This window comes from Rhizobium sp. BK377 (assembly GCF_014193935.1).
Taxonomy (GTDB): Bacteria; Pseudomonadota; Alphaproteobacteria; order Rhizobiales; family Rhizobiaceae; genus Rhizobium.
The window spans coordinates 685,945-704,722 of record NZ_JACIAC010000002.1 but is presented as its reverse complement, the minus strand read 5'-3'; the positions used below and the strand labels follow the sequence as shown (position 1 = coordinate 704,722).

The 18,778-nt window shown below is 61.4% G+C and carries 15 protein-coding genes; 13 read left to right on the top strand and 2 right to left on the bottom strand.

Annotated features, from left to right (window positions below):
• The first annotated feature begins 64 nt into the window (after nucleotides 1–64).
• The 8 genes from FHT92_RS12210 to murB are packed head-to-tail and all read left to right on the top strand — an operon-like array spanning nucleotide 65 to nucleotide 10,168.
• On the top strand, nucleotides 65–1,525 hold the full coding sequence (locus tag FHT92_RS12210; RefSeq protein WP_183825302.1) for a UDP-N-acetylmuramoyl-L-alanyl-D-glutamate--2,6-diaminopimelate ligase: 1,461 nt from the start codon (nucleotides 65–67) through the stop codon (nucleotides 1,523–1,525).
• Entirely contained in the window at nucleotides 1,522–2,955 is a 1,434-nt protein-coding gene (locus FHT92_RS12205; protein WP_183825299.1) for a UDP-N-acetylmuramoylalanyl-D-glutamyl-2,6-diaminopimelate--D-alanyl-D-alanine ligase, read from the top strand. The genes FHT92_RS12210 and FHT92_RS12205 overlap by 4 nt, the downstream gene beginning before the upstream one ends.
• A gap of 21 nt (nucleotides 2,956–2,976) precedes the next feature.
• Nucleotides 2,977–4,077: a phospho-N-acetylmuramoyl-pentapeptide-transferase gene (gene mraY / locus FHT92_RS12200; protein WP_183740757.1), complete on the top strand. Its 1,101-nt coding sequence runs from the start codon at nucleotides 2,977–2,979 to the stop codon at nucleotides 4,075–4,077.
• A gap of 7 nt (nucleotides 4,078–4,084) precedes the next feature.
• Nucleotides 4,085–5,497 carry a UDP-N-acetylmuramoyl-L-alanine--D-glutamate ligase gene (murD, locus tag FHT92_RS12195; RefSeq protein WP_183740754.1) on the top strand — a complete coding sequence of 471 codons (1,413 nt, stop codon included), beginning with the start codon at nucleotides 4,085–4,087 and terminating at the stop codon, nucleotides 5,495–5,497.
• Between the two features lies 1 nt (nucleotide 5,498).
• Complete coding sequence (gene ftsW / locus FHT92_RS12190; protein ID WP_183740751.1) at nucleotides 5,499–6,653, top strand: putative lipid II flippase FtsW; 1,155 nt, start codon at nucleotides 5,499–5,501, stop codon at nucleotides 6,651–6,653.
• Between the two features lie 7 nt (nucleotides 6,654–6,660).
• Nucleotides 6,661–7,785, top strand: coding sequence for an undecaprenyldiphospho-muramoylpentapeptide beta-N-acetylglucosaminyltransferase (gene murG / locus FHT92_RS12185; RefSeq protein ID WP_183825296.1), 1,125 nt, complete (start codon nucleotides 6,661–6,663; stop codon nucleotides 7,783–7,785).
• Nucleotides 7,782–9,197, top strand: coding sequence for a UDP-N-acetylmuramate--L-alanine ligase (murC, locus tag FHT92_RS12180; protein ID WP_183825293.1), 1,416 nt, complete (start codon nucleotides 7,782–7,784; stop codon nucleotides 9,195–9,197). Before murG ends, murC begins: the two co-directional genes overlap by 4 nt.
• A complete protein-coding gene (murB, locus tag FHT92_RS12175; RefSeq protein WP_183825290.1) occupies nucleotides 9,194–10,168 on the top strand; it encodes a UDP-N-acetylmuramate dehydrogenase in 975 nt (324 codons plus the stop codon). Before murC ends, murB begins: the two co-directional genes overlap by 4 nt.
• 3 nt (nucleotides 10,169–10,171) lie before the next feature.
• Here murB and FHT92_RS12170 read toward each other — a convergent pair whose 3' ends face one another.
• Both FHT92_RS12170 and FHT92_RS12165 read right to left on the bottom strand, forming a co-directional pair.
• Nucleotides 10,172–11,101 (bottom strand): UDP-glucose 4-epimerase family protein, encoded by a 930-nt coding sequence (locus FHT92_RS12170; RefSeq protein ID WP_183825287.1) that lies wholly within the window; start codon nucleotides 11,099–11,101, stop codon nucleotides 10,172–10,174.
• A 114-nt stretch (nucleotides 11,102–11,215) separates the two neighbouring features.
• Entirely contained in the window at nucleotides 11,216–12,511 is a 1,296-nt protein-coding gene (locus FHT92_RS12165) for an MFS transporter (RefSeq protein WP_183825284.1), read from the bottom strand.
• 286 nt (nucleotides 12,512–12,797) lie between these two features.
• On the opposite strand from FHT92_RS12165, the gene aqpZ reads away from it, so the two are divergent.
• From aqpZ to ftsZ, 5 genes are all read left to right on the top strand, one after another.
• Nucleotides 12,798–13,484, top strand: a complete 687-nt coding sequence (aqpZ, locus tag FHT92_RS12160) for an aquaporin Z (protein WP_183826244.1) — start codon at nucleotides 12,798–12,800, stop codon at nucleotides 13,482–13,484.
• 275 nt (nucleotides 13,485–13,759) lie between these two features.
• A complete protein-coding gene (locus FHT92_RS12155) occupies nucleotides 13,760–14,686 on the top strand; it encodes a D-alanine--D-alanine ligase (RefSeq protein WP_183826240.1) in 927 nt (308 codons plus the stop codon).
• Nucleotides 14,674–15,606: a cell division protein FtsQ/DivIB gene (locus FHT92_RS12150; RefSeq protein ID WP_183825281.1), complete on the top strand. Its 933-nt coding sequence runs from the start codon at nucleotides 14,674–14,676 to the stop codon at nucleotides 15,604–15,606. Before FHT92_RS12155 ends, FHT92_RS12150 begins: the two co-directional genes overlap by 13 nt.
• Nucleotides 15,603–16,934: a cell division protein FtsA gene (gene ftsA / locus FHT92_RS12145; protein WP_183740729.1), complete on the top strand. Its 1,332-nt coding sequence runs from the start codon at nucleotides 15,603–15,605 to the stop codon at nucleotides 16,932–16,934. The genes FHT92_RS12150 and ftsA overlap by 4 nt, the downstream gene beginning before the upstream one ends.
• Nucleotides 16,935–16,990: 56 nt before the next feature.
• A complete protein-coding gene (ftsZ, locus tag FHT92_RS12140; RefSeq protein WP_183740726.1) occupies nucleotides 16,991–18,712 on the top strand; it encodes a cell division protein FtsZ in 1,722 nt (573 codons plus the stop codon).
• The last annotated feature ends 66 nt before the right edge of the window (nucleotides 18,713–18,778 follow it).

The following is an 18,778-nucleotide window of genomic DNA, read 5'->3' as shown; positions in this document are numbered from 1 at the left end:
GTGTGAATCAATGTCGGCGTCGATTCGTAAGGGGCGGTCGACCTGAACCAGAGAAGTGCATTCGATGAAATTGCGGGACCTCGCCGGAAATGCGTTTCCGGAACTCAAAGCTGAACTTGAAGGACCGGCCGGGGCGCTGGATATATCAGGATTGTCTTCCGACAGCCGGAAGATCGCGCCCGGAATGGTTTTCGTGGCGATTTCCGGCTCGAAGGCCGATGGTGCGGGCTTCATCGCCGATGCAGTTGCCAAGGGTGCTGCCGCCGTTATCGCATCGCATGCAGCCAAGACCTCCGTACCGGTCCTGGTCGTTTCCGAGCCGCGCCGTTTTCTCTCCGTTGCCGCTTCGCATTTCTACGGCCGACAGCCGGCGACCATGGTTGCGGTGACGGGCACGGCCGGCAAGACCTCGGTTGCTTCCTTCGTCAGGCAGATCTGGGCGCATGCCGGCCATGCGGCTGCGATGATCGGCACGACCGGCGTCATCTCGCCGACGCGCAATGAATATGGCTCGCTGACGACGCCTGATACTGTATCGCTGCACGAGCTGCTGGCGGAACTTGCCGATGAAGGCGTCACGCATGCATCTATGGAGGCTTCCAGCCACGGGCTCGACCAGTATCGCCTCGATGGCGTGAAGCTCGCGGCAGCCGCCTTCACCAATCTCGGCCGCGACCATATGGATTACCATCCGACGGTCGAAGACTATATGGCCGCCAAAATGCATCTCTTCGACCGGGTGCTGCCGAAGGGTTCGCCGGCCGTCATCTTCGCCGACGATCCGTGGTCGGAGCAGGCGATCAAGGCAGCGGCCACTGCTGGCCATGATGTGCGTACGGTCGGTCGCAAGGGTACTTATCTGACGTTGAAGCGTGTCGAGCATTTCCGTCACAAGCAAGTCGCGGAAGTCCATGCCGAAGGTGAGATCTTCGAAGTCGATATTCCGCTCGCAGGGGATTTCCAGATCGCCAATGCGCTGGTTGCCGCTGCGCTCGCCATGTCGACGGGTGTGCCGGCAAAACTCGCCATGGCGGCACTCGAAAAGCTGCAGGGCGCTTCCGGCCGTCTTGAGCTGGTCGGTCATACCAAAGACGGCGCGCTTGCCTATGTCGATTACGCTCATAAGCCGGACGCGCTGGAAAATGTGCTAAACTCGGTGCGTCCGTTCACGACGGGCCGCGTTATCGTCGTGTTCGGCTGCGGCGGCGACCGCGACCGCGGCAAGCGTCCGATCATGGGCGAGATCGCCTGCCGGCTCGCCGACGTCGTGATCGTCACCGATGACAATCCGCGCTCGGAGGAGCCTGCTGCGATCCGCGCCGAGATCATGGCAGCCGCGACATGCGCTTCCGAGATTGGCGACCGCGCAAAGGCGATCCGCGAGGCGGTTCTGCAGCTGAAGTCCGGCGATACGCTGATCGTTGCCGGCAAGGGACATGAAGAGGGGCAGACGGTCGGCAGCGTCACGCTGCCGTTTTCCGATCACGCCGAAGTGCGCAAGGCTTTGGAGGAGCGGGTACCATGAACTGGCTCTGGACCACCGAAGACATGATCGCCGCGATGGCGGGCCGTCCGTTCGGCTCGCTGCCGCAGGGCATTACCGGCATTTCCATCGACAGCCGCTCGATCGCGCCCGGTGAGGCCTTCTTCGCGATCAAGGGCGACCGCGTGGATGGGCACGATTATGCTTCGATGGCGATGGCAAACGGCGCGTCGCTGCTTGTTGTCAGCGAGGCCCGCCTGCCGGCCATGGGGCGCCTGACGGTGCCGATGATCGTGGTCGAGGATGTGCTTGCCGCGCTCGGTAAGCTGGGACAGGCATCGCGCGAGCGCTCGCGGGCGAAGATCATCGCCGTCACTGGCTCGGTCGGCAAGACGACGACCAAGGAGATGCTGCGCCAGGTGCTGTCTCCTTCCGGCAAGGTGCATGCGTCGGTTGCTTCCTTCAACAATCACTGGGGCGTGCCACTGACTTTGGCGCGTATGCCGATCGACACATATTTCGGCGTGTTCGAGGTTGGGATGAACCACCCGGACGAGATCCGGCCGCTCGTGAAGATGATCCGACCGCATGTCGCTGTCGTCACGACGATCGCGCCGGCTCATCTCGGCAATTTCCAGAACGTTCAGGAAATCGCCGCCGCCAAGGCGGAAATCTTCGAGGGGCTGGAGCCGGGCGGCGACGTCGTTCTCAACCGCGACAACGATCAGTTCAATTTCCTGGAACAGGCCGCCCAGGCGCTCGGTATTACGAAAATCCATTCCTTCGGCCAGCATGCCAAGGCGGAATTCCGCCTCGCTGAGTTCAACGGCTCGGACGAAAGTTCGACGCTGTGGATGACTGTCGCAGGCGATACCAAGGAAGTGCGTATCGGCGCACCGGGTCGCCACATCGCTGAGAATGCGCTCGCTGCATTGGGCGTCGTGACAATCGTCCGCGCCAGCCTCGATAAGGCAATCGAAGCGCTCGCGACGTTGAAGCCGGAAAAGGGCAGGGGCAAGCGCTACAGGCTTCCGATCGGCAATGGCAGCTTCACGCTGATCGATGAGAGCTACAACGCCAACCCTGCCTCCATGCGCGCGGCGATCGCGCTGCTTGCGAGCGCCGAACCGACCGGCCGGGGGCGCCGCATCGCGGTGCTCGGCGATATGCTGGAGATGGGCGAATTTGCCGAGCAGGTCCATGCGGATCTCGCCGGGCCGCTGCTGGCCGCCGGTCTCGAACATGTCTGGCTCGCAGGGCCTGAGATGGTGACGCTGAAAGAATCGCTTCCCGATAGCGTCGCGGTCGAGCATCGCGAGAAGACGGAAGAATTGTTGGAATTCGTATTGAACTCGGTCGCACCTGGCGACGTGTTGATGGTGAAGTCGTCTCTGGGGATCGGTTTTGGCAAGATTGTCGCCGCGCTTCTTGACAAGTACCCGCCAGTTTCAGACACGCAACGCGAACCATGATCGGGTAAAAAGGGGCCTTGAATGCTGATTTGGCTAGTCGAACTGTCGGAATATTTCAAATTTCTGAATTTGTTCAGGTATATTACCTTCCGAGCTGGTGCCGCTCTTTTCACCTCCGCTCTGATCGTCTTCCTCTTCGGACCTGCCATCATCAATTCGCTGCGCATCCGGCAGGGAAAAGGCCAGCCGATCCGCGCCGACGGGCCGCAGACGCATTTCAAGAAGGCGGGAACGCCGACCATGGGCGGCCTGATGATCCTGGCCGGCATTGTCGGCGCGTCGTTGCTCTGGGCCGATCTTTCCAACGTCTACGTGGTGGCGACGCTGCTGGTGACGCTCGGCTTCGGCGCGATCGGCTTCTATGACGACTATCTCAAGGTCACCAAGCAAAGCCACAAGGGCTTTTCCGGCAAGGCGCGCCTCGGCATCGAGTTTATCATTGCGGGTATTGCCGTCTATTTCATGATGCGCACGGCGCTGGCCTCCGGCGCTGCCGGCTCGACCTTCGGCTCCTCGATCGCATTCCCCTTTTTCAAGGACTTCCTGATCAATATCGGCATTATGTTCGTCGTCTTCGGTGGCTTCGTCATCGTCGGCGCCGGCAATGCCGTGAACCTGACCGACGGCCTCGATGGGCTTGCCATCGTGCCGGTCATGATCGCCGCGGCCGCCTTCGGCATCATCGCCTATCTTGCCGGTAACGCCGTTTTTGCAAATTACCTGCAGATCAATTTCGTAGTGGGAACGGGCGAGCTTGCCGTCGTCCTCGGCGCCGTCATAGGCGCGGGCCTCGGTTTCCTGTGGTTCAACGCGCCGCCGGCGGCCATCTTCATGGGCGACACGGGGTCGCTCGCGCTCGGCGGCACGATCGGCACGGTTGCCGTTGCCACGAAGCATGAGATCGTCATGGCGATCGTCGGCGGCCTGTTCGTCATGGAGACGCTCTCGGTCATCATCCAGGTCGGCTTTTTCAAGATGACCGGCCGGCGCGTCTTCCTCATGGCGCCGATCCACCATCACTTCGAAAAGAAGGGTTGGACGGAAAGCCAGGTGGTGATCCGCTTCTGGATCATCGCCGTCGGCCTCGCCATGCTCGGCCTTTCCACCCTGAAGCTCCGGTGAGGCCGTCATGATCCCGGTCACGACGCTTGCAGGAAAGAAGGTTGCTCTCTTCGGTCTCGGCGGCTCAGGTCTGGCCACGGCCAAGGCGCTCGTCGCCGGAGGTGCGGATGTTACGGCCTGGGACGACAATCCTGACAGCGTCGCCAAGGCTGCGGCAGAGGGTGTAGCGACTGCCGACCTGCACACGATCGACTGGAGCGCGCAGGCGCTCTTCGTGCTTTCGCCCGGCGTGCCGCTCACCCATCCGAAGCCGCACTGGACAGTCGACCTCGCGCGTGCTGCCGGCGTCGATATCGTCGGCGATGTCGAACTCTTCGTGCGGGAGCGCCGGGCGCATGCTCCCGATTGCCCCTTCGTCGCGATCACGGGGACCAACGGCAAATCGACGACGACGGCGCTGATTGCCCATATCCTGAAATCGAGCGGGCGTGACACGCAGCTCGGGGGCAATATCGGCACGGCCGTGCTGACGCTCGATCCGCCGAAGGCCGAGCGCTACTTCGTCGTTGAATGTTCTTCCTACCAGATCGATCTGGCGCCGACGCTTAATCCATCCGCCGGCATCCTTCTCAACCTGACGCCCGATCATCTCGATCGCCACGGCACGATGCAGCATTATGCCGATGTCAAGGAACGGCTGGTCGCCGGCAGCGATGTTGCTGTTGTCGGCGTCGATGACAGCCATTCGGCGCTGATTGCCGACCGCATCGAGCGGGCAGGGGTAAAGGTTATCAGGATCTCGCGCCGCAATGTGCTGGCCGACGGTATTTATGCCGAAGGCACGAAGCTCATCCAGGCAGCATCCGGGGCGATGCTGCCCTTCGTCGATCTCGATGGCATCCAGACGCTGCGCGGCAGCCATAATGCGCAGAACGCGGCTGCTGCGGTCGCCGCCTGCCTTGCCGTCGGCGTTTCCGCCGAAGACATCCGTGCGGGGCTGGCATCGTTCCCCGGTCTCAAGCACCGCATGCAGCCCGTCGGCCAGCGCGGCAATGTCGTCTTCGTCAACGATTCCAAGGCCACGAATGCGGATGCTGCGGCTCCGGCACTTTCGAGCTACAGCAGGATCTACTGGATCGCCGGCGGATTGTCGAAAGCCGGTGGCATCATGACACTTGCGCCCTATTTTCCGCGCATCGCCAAGGCCTACCTGATCGGCGAGGCGGCGGCGGAATTTGCCGCCACACTCGGCGAGGCGGCACCCTACGAAATATCAGGCACGCTGGAACGGGCCGTGGCGCATGCCGCAGCTGATGCCGAAAAGGATGAAACCGGCCAAGTGGCCGTGATGTTATCCCCGGCTTGCGCAAGCTTCGACCAGTACAAGAACTTTGAAGTCAGGGGCGATGCCTTTGTCGGCCATGTGGCCGCCCTTGACGGCGTGACCATGCTGATCAATTCGGCGACAGGAGATAAATGACATGGTGAGCCGCGCGGAACGTGGAGCATTGGCCGATTGGTTCTGGACCATCGACCGTTTCTTCCTGGCCCTGTTCCTCTTCCTGATGGGCATCGGCTTCATGCTCTCCTTTGCGGCGTCGCCGGCGGTTGCCGAGCGCATCGGCCTGGAGCCTTTCCACTTCGTCAAGCGCCATGCGGCCTTCATGATCCCGTCGATTGCGGTCATGCTCGGCCTTTCCTTCCTGACGCCGCGCCAGGTGCGGCGCACCGCGATCATCCTGCTGATCGTGGCACTCGCCATGATGCTTCTGGCGCTATTCTTCGGAATCGAAGTCAAGGGATCCCGCCGCTGGGTGACGCTTGCGGGTATCTCCATTCAGCCTTCGGAATTTATGAAGCCGGCCTTCGTCGTCGTCTGCGCCTGGCTCTTTTCCGAACATGCCCGCCAGCCGGAAATCCCGGGCAACCTTTTTGCTATCATCCTGTTCGGCATGGTCGCAGCCCTTCTCGTGGCGCAACCCGACCTTGGCCAGACGATCCTGACGACGGCCGTCTGGGGCGGCATGTTCTTCATGGCCGGCATGCCCTGGCTCTGGATCATCGTGCTCGGCGCCGGTGGTGCAGGCGGCCTCGTGACGGCGTATTATGTCTTTCCGCACGTAGCGGGGCGAATCGACAAGTTCCTGACCGGCGAGGGCGATACGTTCCAGATCGATACCGCCCGCGAGGCGATCATTCGGGGCGACTGGTTCGGGCAGGGGCCGGGCGAGGGCATCGTCAAGCGCATCATCCCGGACGCCCATACCGACTTCATCTTCTCGGTTGCGGCCGAGGAATTCGGCATCGTCTTCTGCATCGCGCTCGTCGCCATCTTCACGGTGCTGGTGCTGCGCGGCCTGTCGCATGCTTATCGCGAACGCAACGACTTCAATCGCTTTGCCGTCGCCGGCCTCGTGCTGCAGATGGGCATACAGTCGATTATTAACATCGGCGTCAATCTCGAACTGCTGCCGGCAAAGGGCATGACGCTGCCGCTGATTTCCTATGGTGGTTCGTCGATGGTGGCGATCTGCGTGACGGCCGGCTTCATTCTGGCGCTGACGCGCCACCGACCGGAAAAACGTGCGCAGGACCGGAGCCTCTTCCGCGTGCCGCACGGCATGCCGGCGGAGTAAGGATATTATGAGCAAGGGCATTGTCCTTCTTGCCGCCGGAGGAACCGGCGGTCACGTCTTTCCGGCCGAAGCGCTCGCCTTCAAGCTGAAGGAGCGCGGCTATTCCGTGCATCTCGTTACAGACAGTCGTGCCGAACGCTATGCCGGCAAGTTTCCGGCCGATGAGATCCATGTCGTGCCGTCGGCAACGATCGGTTCCAAGAACCCCGTGGCCGTTGCCCGTACTCTGTGGAAGCTCTGGACCGGAATGCGCGCCGCAAAGCGGCTGATCCAGCGGCTGAAGCCCGTTGTCGTCGTCGGCTTCGGCGGTTATCCGACCGTGCCGCCGTTGCTTGCCGCCACCCGCCTCGGCGTACCCTCGATGCTGCATGAGCAGAATGCTGTGATGGGGCGCGCCAACAAGGCGCTCGCGCCGCGTGTCCAGGCGATTGCCGGCGGCTTCCTGCCCGAGAGCGGCGGCACGTTTTCCGACAAGACGATTACAACCGGCAATCCCGTGCGGCCGGCGATCCTTGCCGCGGCCGAACAGCCTTACATGCCGTCGCATCCGGGCGAGGATTTCAATCTCGTGGTCTTCGGCGGCAGCCAGGGCGCGCAATATTTCTCCAAGGCGATGCCGACGGCGATCAGCCTGCTTGATGATGAGCTGCGCACGCGGTTGAAAGTGACACAGCAGGTTCGCCCTGAGGATATGGAGATGGTGCGGGGTTGTGTGGCGCAGCTGCAGATGGGTGCCGATATCGCGCCGTTTTTCAATGACATGGCGGAGCGCCTTGCCAAGGCGCATCTGGTCATCTGCCGCTCCGGAGCCTCGACGGTTTCGGAAATATCCGTCATCGGCCGCCCGGCCGTGCTCGTGCCTTATCCCCATGCGCTCGACCATGACCAGGCTGCCAATGCGGCGGCGCTGGCAGCGACCGGCGGAGCTAAAGTGATCGCACAGTCGGAGCTTTCTCCCGAACGCATCGCTTCCATCCTGACGCATGTGATGAACGATCCGGAGAAGCTCGCGAGCATGGCGGCTGCCGCCAAGCTTGCGGGAAAACCTGACGCAGCGAACTTGCTTGCCGACATGGTTGAGGCTATTGCCGCCGGCAAGACAGTTGCAGAATTCAAGGGGGCACGCGCATGAAGCTGCCGAAGGCAATCGGCCTCGTCCATTTCATCGGCATTGGCGGTATCGGCATGAGTGGTATCGCCGAGGTGCTGCATAATCTCGGCCACAGGGTGCAGGGGTCGGATCAGACCGACAGTGCCAATGTGCAGCGCCTGCGCGACAAGGGCATCGAGGTCTTCGTAGGCCACAAGGCGGAAAACCTCGGCGATGCCGAAGTCGTCGTGGTCTCGACCGCGATCAAGAAGAGCAATCCGGAACTCATCGCCGCGCGCGAAAAACTCCTGCCTGTCGTGCGCCGCGCCGAAATGCTCGCCGAGCTGATGCGCTTCCGCAATGCGATTGCCATCGGCGGCACGCATGGCAAGACGACGACCACTTCGCTGGTCGCTACGCTGCTCGAAGCCGGCGGGTTGGATCCGACGGTCATCAATGGCGGCATCATCAATGCCTACGGCACGAATGCGCGAATGGGCGAGGGTGAGTGGATGGTGGTCGAAGCGGACGAATCCGACGGCACCTTCCTGAAGCTGCCCGCCGACGTCGCTGTCGTGACCAATATCGATCCTGAGCATCTCGACCATTACGGCAATTTCGATGCGGTTCGCGCCGCCTTCCGGCAGTTCGTCGAGAACGTCCCTTTTTACGGCTTCGGTGTCATGTGCCTCGATCATCCCGAGGTTCAGGCCCTGGTCAGTCGTATCGAAGACCGCAAGGTCATCACCTACGGCGAAAACCCGCAGGCCGATGTGCGCTTCATGAATGTGCGCATCGACGGCACGCGCTCGATTTTCGATGTCGAAATTCGCCGCCGCCGTACGGGACAGGTCATCAGGCTCGATGATCTCATCATGCCGATGCCCGGCCGTCACAATATCTCGAATGCCACAGCGGCCATTGCCGTCGCCAACCGGCTCGGCATGTCCCGCGAGGATATAGCCAAAGGGCTTGCCTCCTTCGGCGGCGTCAAGCGTCGCTTCACGCTGACGGGCGAATGGAACGGCGTGCAGGTCTTCGACGACTACGGCCATCATCCGGTCGAGATCAAGGCGGTGCTGCGCGCCGCTCGCGAGGCCTGCAAGGGGCGGATCATCGCCGTACACCAGCCTCACCGCTATACCCGCCTGTCGAGCCTATTCGAGGAATTTGCCGCCTGCTTTAATGATGCGGACAGTATTTTCATCGCGCCCGTCTACGCTGCAGGTGAAGAGGCCATCGAGGGTGCGGATTCGGAATCGCTGGTTTCCCGCATCAAATCGGGTGGTCATCGCGACGCGCGCTTCCTTCCTTCGGCTGAAGCTCTACCTCAGATGGTAGCAGAGATTGCAAAGCCCGGGGACTTTGTGGTTCTCCTGGGTGCTGGTAGCATTACATATTGGGCAGCAGCGCTGCCGAAGCAGTTGCAAGACCTTTCAGGAAAGTCCGCATGAAACAGGTTAACGGGGAAAAGCTTCTTGCCTCTCTCGGAGAGGGCGTAAAGGACATTCGCGGCCGACTGACGCCGGATGCCCCCATGGACCGCGTCACCTGGTTCCGCGCCGGCGGGCTGGCCGAGCTGATGTTCCAGCCGCATGACGAAGAGGATCTGATTGCCTTCCTGAAGATCCTGCCGGATGAAGTGCCGCTGACGGTCGTGGGCGTCGGCTCGAATATTCTGGTGCGCGATGGCGGCATTCCGGGAGTCGTGCTGCGCCTGTCGGCCAAGGGCTTCGGCTTTGTCGAACTCGCAGGCGAAAACCGCATTCTCGCCGGTGCCATCTGCCCTGACAAGCATGTTGCCGCCATGGCGATGGACAATGGCATTGGCGGTTTCGCCTTCTACTACGGCATTCCAGGCGGTATCGGCGGTGCTGCGCGCATGAACGCCGGCGCCAATGGCGCGGAAACGAAGGATCGTCTCATCGAGGTGCGGGCAATCGACCGCAAGGGCAACAAGCATGTGCTGTCGAATGCCGAGATGGGCTATTCCTATCGCCACTCTGACGCTGCTGACGACCTGATCTTCACGTCGGTGCTGTTCGAGGGCTATCGCGACGACCGCGCGAAGATTCGCGCTGAAATGGATGCCGTGCGCAATCACCGCGAGACGGTGCAGCCGATTCGCGAAAAGACCGGTGGTTCGACTTTCAAGAATCCCGAGGGTCATTCCGCGTGGAAGCTGATCGACGAGGCGGACTGCCGTGGTTTGGTCATCGGCAGCGCGCAGATGTCGTCTCTTCACTGCAACTTCATGATCAACATGGGGCAGGCGACGGGCTATGATCTCGAATATCTCGGTGAAGAAGTGCGCCGCAAGGTTTTCGAAACGGCGGGCATCAAGCTCGAATGGGAAATCAAGCGTCTCGGCCTTTTCATGCCGGACCGCGAGGTTCGCCCGTTCCAGGGCGTCACGACGGAGTAGGCGCTACTTTACCGCGAGCCTCAGTCCTTCACGCGGCGTGACGACGGGTTTCCAGCCCAACACGTCACGTGCGTGGGAAATGTCGACCTGCAGCGAGCCGCAGAGGCGCTGGTAGACGGCTTCCTTTCCGATGATCCTGGCCGCCATATGCATCAGCGATGGCGGGAAGGGGAGCAGCTTGGGCTTGACGCCGAGACCAGCGGCGATCCCTTCGATTAGTCCCGGTGTCGATAAGTCTTCGCCATCTCCCGCGAGAAAGGTCTCGCCAGCGGCGGCGGGATGCTGCATGCCGGTGATGATGAGATCGACGAGGTTCTGCACGGCGACCAGCGTGCGACTGTTTTTCAGCGAGGCAAAAGGCAGGGGCAATTTCTTGCGGACAAGCCCGACCAGCAGGGCGAAGTTACCGCGCGCGCCGGGGCCATAAACCAGCGGGGGGCGGATGATGACGACATCCATGCCAGTACGGGCGGAGATCTCGCGCAGGCCGATTTCGCTTTCCAATTTGGAAATGCCGTAGGGATCGAGCGGCTTCGGCGCATCATCGTGCCGAAACGGCCGATCAGTTTCTTCGCCGTTGACCTTGATGGTGCTGATGAAGACGAAGCGCTTCACGCCGGCTCGGGCTGCCTGTTCGGCAAGATTGAGTGTTGAGGCGGTGTTGGCCCGGCGGAAATCCGCCAAAGGATCGGCCGAGCGATCATTCATGATATGAACGCGGGCAGCAAGATGGACGATGACATCGACGCCTTCGATCGCTGCAGTCCAATCAGTCTTCTCGGTGATATCGATAAGGAAATGCCTGATGTCCGGCGGGGATGCTGGTGTCGCGGATCGTGTCGTGACCGTTACATCGCAAATCCGCTCTTTGCGCAGACGTTCGATAAGGGGAGCGCCGACGAAGCCGGCTGCGCCGGTGACGAGGCATCGCATGATCTTCTCCCTGTTCGGCCCATGGAGGTCTTCGCTAACCGGAACTGGCGGTCGCATCAATAAAAAAAGCCGCGACGTTGTGCGTCGCGGCTTCTTGTTCAGGAAGTATGAAGTTCAGACTTCCTCGCGGCCCGATAACCGGATGCAGATCAGCGAGATCGCAGCCGAGGCGGCGAGGTAATAGCCGACATAGTTCAGGCTGTAGTTGGTCGCGAGCCAGGTGGCGATATAGGGGGCGAGCGAAGCTCCGAAGATGCCGCCGAGGTTGAAGGTCATCGAGGCGCCGGTGTAGCGCACCATGGTCGGGAAGGGGGCTGCGAGCGCTGCGCCGATCGGACCGTAGGTGAAGCCCATCAGGCCAAGCCCGATGATCGAGCACAGGAAGGCGCCTGTGAGGCCCGCCGTCAGCAGGCTCGCATAGAAGAAGCCGAAGATGGCAATGGCGATCGTCGTCAGTGTCAGGATCATGCGACGCGAGTAACGATCAGACAGCCAGCCGGAGAGCGGGATCGTCAGGCCGAAGAAGACGACGCCGACGAGCTGAACGACGAGGAACTGCTCACGCGTGTAGCCGAGTTTCGTCGTGCCCCAGGACAGCGTGAAGACCGTCATCAGGTAGAAGAGCACAAAAGTGGCAACGGCGATGAACGTGCCGAGAATCAGGCTGCGCAGATGACCGCGGAAGACGGTGGCGACCGGAACGGCGACGCGCTCGTGCTTTTCGATGGCCTTCTGGAACTCCGGCGTTTCGGCAATCTTCAAGCGGACGTAGAGACCGACGGCGACCAATGCCAGACTGGCGATGAAGGGAATGCGCCAGCCATAGGCGAGGAAGTCCTCGTTGCTCATGGTTTCCGCCAGGATCAGGAAGAAGCCGGAGGAAAGGATGAAGCCGATCGGCGCGCCGAGCTGAGGGAACATGGCGTACCAGCTGCGCTTGCCGGGAGGAGCGTTTTCCGTCGCGAGCAGCACCGCGCCGCCCCATTCGCCGCCGAGGCCGAGGCCCTGGCCGAAGCGGCACAGCGCAAGCAGCAGCGGCGCGGCGATGCCGATCGCATCGTAGCCCGGCAGAATACCGATCACCACGGTCGACAGGCCCATGGTCATCAGGGCTGCCACCAGCGTCGCCTTGCGGCCGACCTTATCGCCGAAATGGCCGAAGACCACGGCGCCGAAGGGGCGGGCGAAGAAGGCGATCGAGAAGGTCACCAGCGACTGCAGCAGCGCAGAGGTTGGATCGCTCGACGGAAAGAAGAGGTGCGGGAAAACGAGGACGGCTGCCGTCGCATAGACGTAGAAGTCGAAGAATTCGATCGTGGTGCCGATGAGGCTAGCGATCAGGACGCGTGCGGGGGAATTGACCTGCGTGCTGCTCGAAGGGCTCGGCGATACGGAGATCGCGTCTGTCATGTTCATTCCAATCAGTATTTTATCGATTTGCTTGAGAGCTGTCGCTCTTAACGCAATTTTAAGGCTGAGAAAATGCCCGCACACGCAAGAATATGACACAAGAGAGATGATCCGCCGATGGGGCGAGGTCGCCTCGATGCGGCACGGTCTGCCAAGCGTGGCGATTTCTCAGCCTTGCCTCAGGCTTGAGTGGGTTGGTTCCGAATCTTGACCGGAATCGGATTGCAATCGATTTATGGAAAACCCTCTAGTTGAGGAAATGGAAGCACATATGCAAAAACGTCTTGTGCAAAAAAGTCTTGCTGCTGAGTTTTTCGGTACGTTCTGGTTGGTCTTCGGCGGATGCGGCAGTGCCGTGCTGGCGGCCGCGTATCCCGAACTTGGAATCGGCTTTGCCGGCGTGGCGCTGGCCTTTGGTTTGACCGTCGTCACCATGGCCTATGCCGTGGGCGGTATTTCCGGCGGCCATTTCAATCCGGCCGTCTCTCTCGGCCTTGTCGTTGCGGGACGTTTTCCCGCGACGCGTCTCATTCCTTATATTACCGCGCAGGTGATCGGTGCCATCGCCGCTGCCGCAGCGCTCTACCTCATCGCCAGTGGCAAAGCGGGTTTCGATCTCGGCGGGTTCGCCGCCAACGGATATGGCGAACATTCTCCGGGCGCTTATTCGCTGCTTTCGGCACTGCTGATCGAAATTCTGCTGACCATGTTCTTCCTGATCATCATCCTGGGATCGACCAGCAGCAGGGTGCCTGCCGGCTTTGCGCCGCTTGCGATCGGCCTCGGGTTGACGCTGATTCATCTCGTCTCGATCCCCGTTACGAACACCTCCGTCAATCCTGCGCGTTCGACCGGACAGGCGCTTTTCGTCGGCGGATGGGCGCTGCAGCAACTCTGGCTGTTCTGGATCGCGCCGCTTGCCGGAGGTGCGATCGGCGGCCTGGTCTGGAAGTTCTTCGGCGATAAGGACTGACTGCAGAATATTGGTGCATGTCATTGAACCCGCGCGGCTTTTCCGCGCGGTTTTTTTGTTTTCCATCGTGCTTGCGACTTATTCACTGCGATATTCGAGGGATCGCAACGGCAGAAAAATGAAGCATACGGCAAGGCGGAGTTAACGAAAGTAAACGATTCGTTAACCATAATGATGCTCTAATGCACCCAAGTCAGACAAAGACCACGAACCGCGCAGACCAGCTTCGCGCAAGCCTCGGTTCGGCAGAGTGGAAGTTATTTTTGGGGGTGTTGATGAGTCGCGAGCGCGTAGCTGTCCTGATGGGCGGATTTTCCTCGGAGAGGCCTGTCAGCCTTTCCTCGGGGAAGGCGTGTGCCGATGCTCTCGAAGGTGAAGGTTTCAAGGTGACGCGCATCGATGTCGAGCGCGACATTTCCGAAAAGCTTTCTGCTCTGAAGCCCGATGTTGTCTTCAATGCCTTACATGGGCCTTTCGGCGAGGACGGCACCATTCAGGGCATTCTCGAATATCTGCAGATTCCATATACGCATTCGGGTGTGCTTGCCTCCGCGCTTGCCATGGACAAGGGCCGGGCGAAGCGTGTGGCTGCGGCCGCCGGTGTTCCGGTCGCCGAATCGCAGGTTCTGAATCGCTTCTCGTTCCCGTCGGAGCATCCGATGAAGGCGCCCTATGTGGTCAAGCCGGTGCGCGAAGGTTCCAGTTTCGGCGTCGTCATCGTCGGTGAGGATCAGGCGCATCCGCCACAGGTTATCGGCTCGGACGAATGGCGTTATGGCGAGGAAGTCATCGTCGAGCGCTACATCCACGGTCGCGAGTTGACCTGCGGTGTGATGGGCGATCAACCCATGGATGTCATCGAGGTGGTACCACAGGGCCACAATTTCTATGATTACGACTCCAAGTATGCGTCGGGTGGCTCAAAACATGTCTTGCCGGCTAAAATTTCACCGAAAATTTACCAAAAAATACAAACATTGGCATTAAGGGCGCATCAAGCAATCGGTTGCCGCGGCGTCAGTCGGTCCGACTTTCGTTACGACGATCGTTTTTCCGAAGACGGCGAGATCATCTGGCTGGAGGTCAATACCCAGCCAGGCATGACTCCAACCTCCCTTGTGCCCGAAATGGCCGGCCATGCCGGATATTCCTTTGGTGCATTTCTCCGGTGGATGGTGGAGGACGCGTCTTGTTTGCGTTGACGGTCAAAAGGATAGGGCGCCCCAGCCGTTACATCGAGCTTCCGATTGCGGAAGCCGACGAGCGTCGCGTGCTGCCGCGTCCGCTGCGCCGAGTCGTGCGCTTCTTCGTCAGCCTCGGTAGCGGGCGCATCCATATCCCCGCACACACGGGCACGGTTTCTGCACTCGGTTTCCTGGCTGCGACCGGTCTCTATGGCATGTCACTCGGCGGCCATACGGAAGCGGTCGCGCAGGCAACGACCAGCGCTGTCGGTTTTGCTATCGAGGACGTGAAGGTTTCCGGCAACAATCAGACCTCCGAAATCGAGATTCTTCAGCTTCTCGGCCTTGATGGCGCGACATCGCTCGTCGCTCTCGATGTTGATGCCGCGCGCCAGAAGATCGCGCGTCTTCCGTGGGTCGAGAATGTCGAAGTCCGCAAGGTCTATCCGAAGACGATCGAGGTGAAGCTCTCGGAGCGCGTCGCCTATGCCATTTGGCAGCACGGGCAGGAGCTTTCGCTGATCGAAAAGAGCGGCAGCGTGATCGCGCCGCTTCGGGACAATAAATTCTCGACCTTGCCGCTCGTCGTCGGCCGTGATGCCGAAACGGCTGCTGCGTCCATCGAGGATGCGTTTTTCAAGTGGCCTGACGTCAAGGCCCGCGTGAAGGCATATGTCTGGGTGTCCGGCCGCCGGTGGGATCTGCATATGGACAACGGCGTCGTCGTCAAGCTGCCGGAAGATGATGTCGACCAGGCGCTCGCGACGCTTTCGAAATTCGATAGGGAACAACAGCTTCTGGAGCGCGATATCGCTGCAGTCGATCTCAGGCTGCCGGACCGCACGACGATCCAGTTGACGCCGGAGGCGGCTGCCCGCCGGCAGGCAGCGGTCGCAACGCGCACCAAGGACTTGAAGAAGGCGGGGCAGAATATATGAGCTTGTTCGGTTCATCCCATTTTGGATTGCCGCGCCTGAAGCCGCTTTCGTCGAAGCGGTCCCATATCGTTTCGGTGCTCGACATCGGTTCGACCAAGGTCGTCTGCATGATCGGCCGGCTGACGCCGCGCGAGGAAAGCCAGATCCTGCCAGGCCGCACGCATAATATCGAGATCATCGGTATCGGCCATCAGCGTTCGCGCGGCATCAAGACCGGCGTGATCGCCGATCTCGACGCGCTGGAAGGCGTCATCCGTCTTGCCGTCGATGCGGCCGAGCGCATGGCGGGCCTCACCGTCGAAAGCCTGATCGTCAATCTGACGGCCGGTCGTCTCGGCAGCGACATTTATACCGCGACCATCGATCTCGGCGGCCAGGAAGTCGAGCTGAACGACCTGAAAAAGGTGCTTTCGGCCGCCTGCCAGCAGTCGCTGCGCCAGGACCGGGCCGTCCTGCATTCGCTGGCGACTGGTTTCTCGCTCGACGGCGAACGCGGCATCCGCGATCCGCTGGCGATGTATGGCGATGCGCTCGGCGTCGACATGCATGTCGTGACCGCGGAACGTTCGGCGCTCAAAAATCTCGAGCTCAGCGTCAATCGCGCGCATCTTTCGGTGGAAGGAATCGTTGCAACGCCTTATGCATCCGGTCTTGCCGCACTCGTCGACGATGAAGTCGAACTTGGCTGTGCGGCCATCGATATGGGCGGCGGCACGACGACGATTTCGGTTTTTGCCGAGGGCAAGCTCGTTCATACCGATGCTGTCGGCCTCGGCGGACATCATGTGACGACCGACCTCGCACGCGGCCTTTCCACCCGCATCGAGGATGCGGAACGTTTGAAGGTGGTTCACGCTTCGGCGCTGACCAACTCTTCCGACGAGCGTGAGCTGATCTCCATTCCGCCGATCGGCGAGGATGATCGAGATCAGCCGTCGCAGGTGCCGCGGGCTCTGGTGTCGCGCATCGTTTCTGCTCGCATCGAGGAGACGATGGAACTTATCCGCGACCGTATCCAGCGTTCAGGCTTCAGCCCGATCGTCGGCAAACGCGTCGTGCTGACGGGCGGTGCCAGCCAGCTCACCGGCCTTGCCGAAGTGGCACGGCGCATCCTGGCCCGTAACGTCCGCATCGGCCGTCCGATGGGCGTCTCGGGCCTGCCAACGGCAGCCAAGGGACCGGCTTTTTCGACGGCTGTCGGGCTGATGATCTATCCGCAGGTGGCGGACATGGAAACACATGCGTCACAGAGCAGCCTGCTCATGTCGCTTGGGGGTAATAACAGTCGCATCGCCCGCATGGGCCAGTGGCTGAAGGAAAGCTTTTGAAATTGAGTGAATTGGCCGGCGTGGCGATGCGGCCAGAGAGAGAAGGAACAGGTACCATGACTATCAAGCTGCAAAAGCCTGACATCACCGAGCTGAAGCCGCGCATCACCGTGTTCGGCGTCGGCGGCGGCGGCGGCAATGCCGTCAATAACATGATCTCGGCCGGTCTCCAGGGTGTCGACTTCGTCGTCGCCAACACGGATGCCCAGGCGCTGACCATGACGAAGGCCGAACGGGTCATCCAGCTCGGCGCCAACGTCACCGAGGGCCTCGGCGCCGGTTCGCAGCCTGAAGTCGGCCGTGCGGCCGCCGAAGAGTGCATCGACGAGATCATCGATCACCTGAACGGCACGCATATGTGCTTCGTCACTGCCGGCATGGGCGGCGGCACCGGCACGGGTGCTGCTCCCGTCGTCGCACAGGCCGCCCGCAACAAGGGCATCCTGACCGTCGGCGTGGTCACCAAGCCGTTCCATTTCGAAGGCGGACGCCGCATGCGTCTGGCCGAATCCGGCATTCAGGAACTGCAGAAGTCTGTCGATACGCTCATCGTCATTCCGAACCAGAATCTCTTCCGCATCGCCAACGATAAGACGACCTTCGCCGACGCCTTCGCCATGGCTGACCAGGTTCTCTACTCGGGCGTTGCTTGCATCACCGACCTGATGGTCAAGGAAGGTCTCATCAACCTCGACTTCGCCGATGTCCGCTCGGTCATGCGCGAGATGGGTCGTGCGATGATGGGTACGGGCGAAGCCTCCGGTTCGGGCCGCGCGATGCAGGCTGCCGAAGCGGCGATCGCCAACCCGCTGCTCGACGAAACCTCGATGAAGGGTGCGCAGGGGCTGCTGATCTCCATCACCGGCGGTCGCGACCTCACGCTCTTCGAAGTCGATGAAGCTGCGACGCGCATCCGCGAAGAAGTTGATCCGGACGCCAACATCATCCTCGGAGCAACCTTCGACGAATCGCTCGAAGGCATTATCCGCGTCTCGGTCGTCGCCACCGGCATCGACCGCGCCATGGGTGAGGGCACCGACCGCGTGTTCCAGCCGGCAGCAAAGCCCGCTATCCGCCCCTCCGCGGCCGTTGCTCCGGCATCGGCCGCAGTTCAGCCTGCTCCGGTAATGCAGGCACCGAAGGCCGACCAGATTGCGCAGACCATCCGCGAAGCTGAAGTCGCGATGGAACGCGAACTGGAAATCCCGGCCCCGCGTGCCGCTGCTCCGCTGCAGCAGCCGGTGATGCAGGAAACCTTCCGTCCGCAGAGCAAGATCTTCGCTCCTGCGCCGGAAGCTGCCCCGGTCATGCGCCAGGCTCCGGTTCAGCCGGCTCCCGTCATGCAGCAGCCGGCTCCGCAGCCGGTCATGCAGCAGCAGCCGATGCACCAGCCGGTCCGCCAGGAACCGATCATCCGCCAGGCTCCCGAGCAGGTCCGCATGCCGAAGGTCGAGGACTTCCCGCCCGTCGTCCAGGCCGAGATCGACCACCGCTCGCAGCCCGTTTCCTCCCACGTCCAGGAAGAGCGCGGTCCGATGGGCCTGCTCAAGCGAATCACCAATTCGCTCGGCCGCCGCGACGAAGAGGTCGCTCCGGAAATGACATCCGCGCCGGCCGCTGCTTCGCAGCAGCGCCGTCCGCTGTCGCCGGAAGCAAGCCTCTACGCACCGCGCCGCGGCAACCTCGACGACCAGGGCCGCGCGGTTCCGCAGGCCAGGATGATGCAGGAAGACGACCAGCTGGAAATTCCGGCCTTCCTGCGCCGTCAGTCGAACTGAGAGAGCACTTCTCCACAGAAAACGCCCGGGACCGAAACCCCGGGCGTTTGCATTTCTAGATGCTTG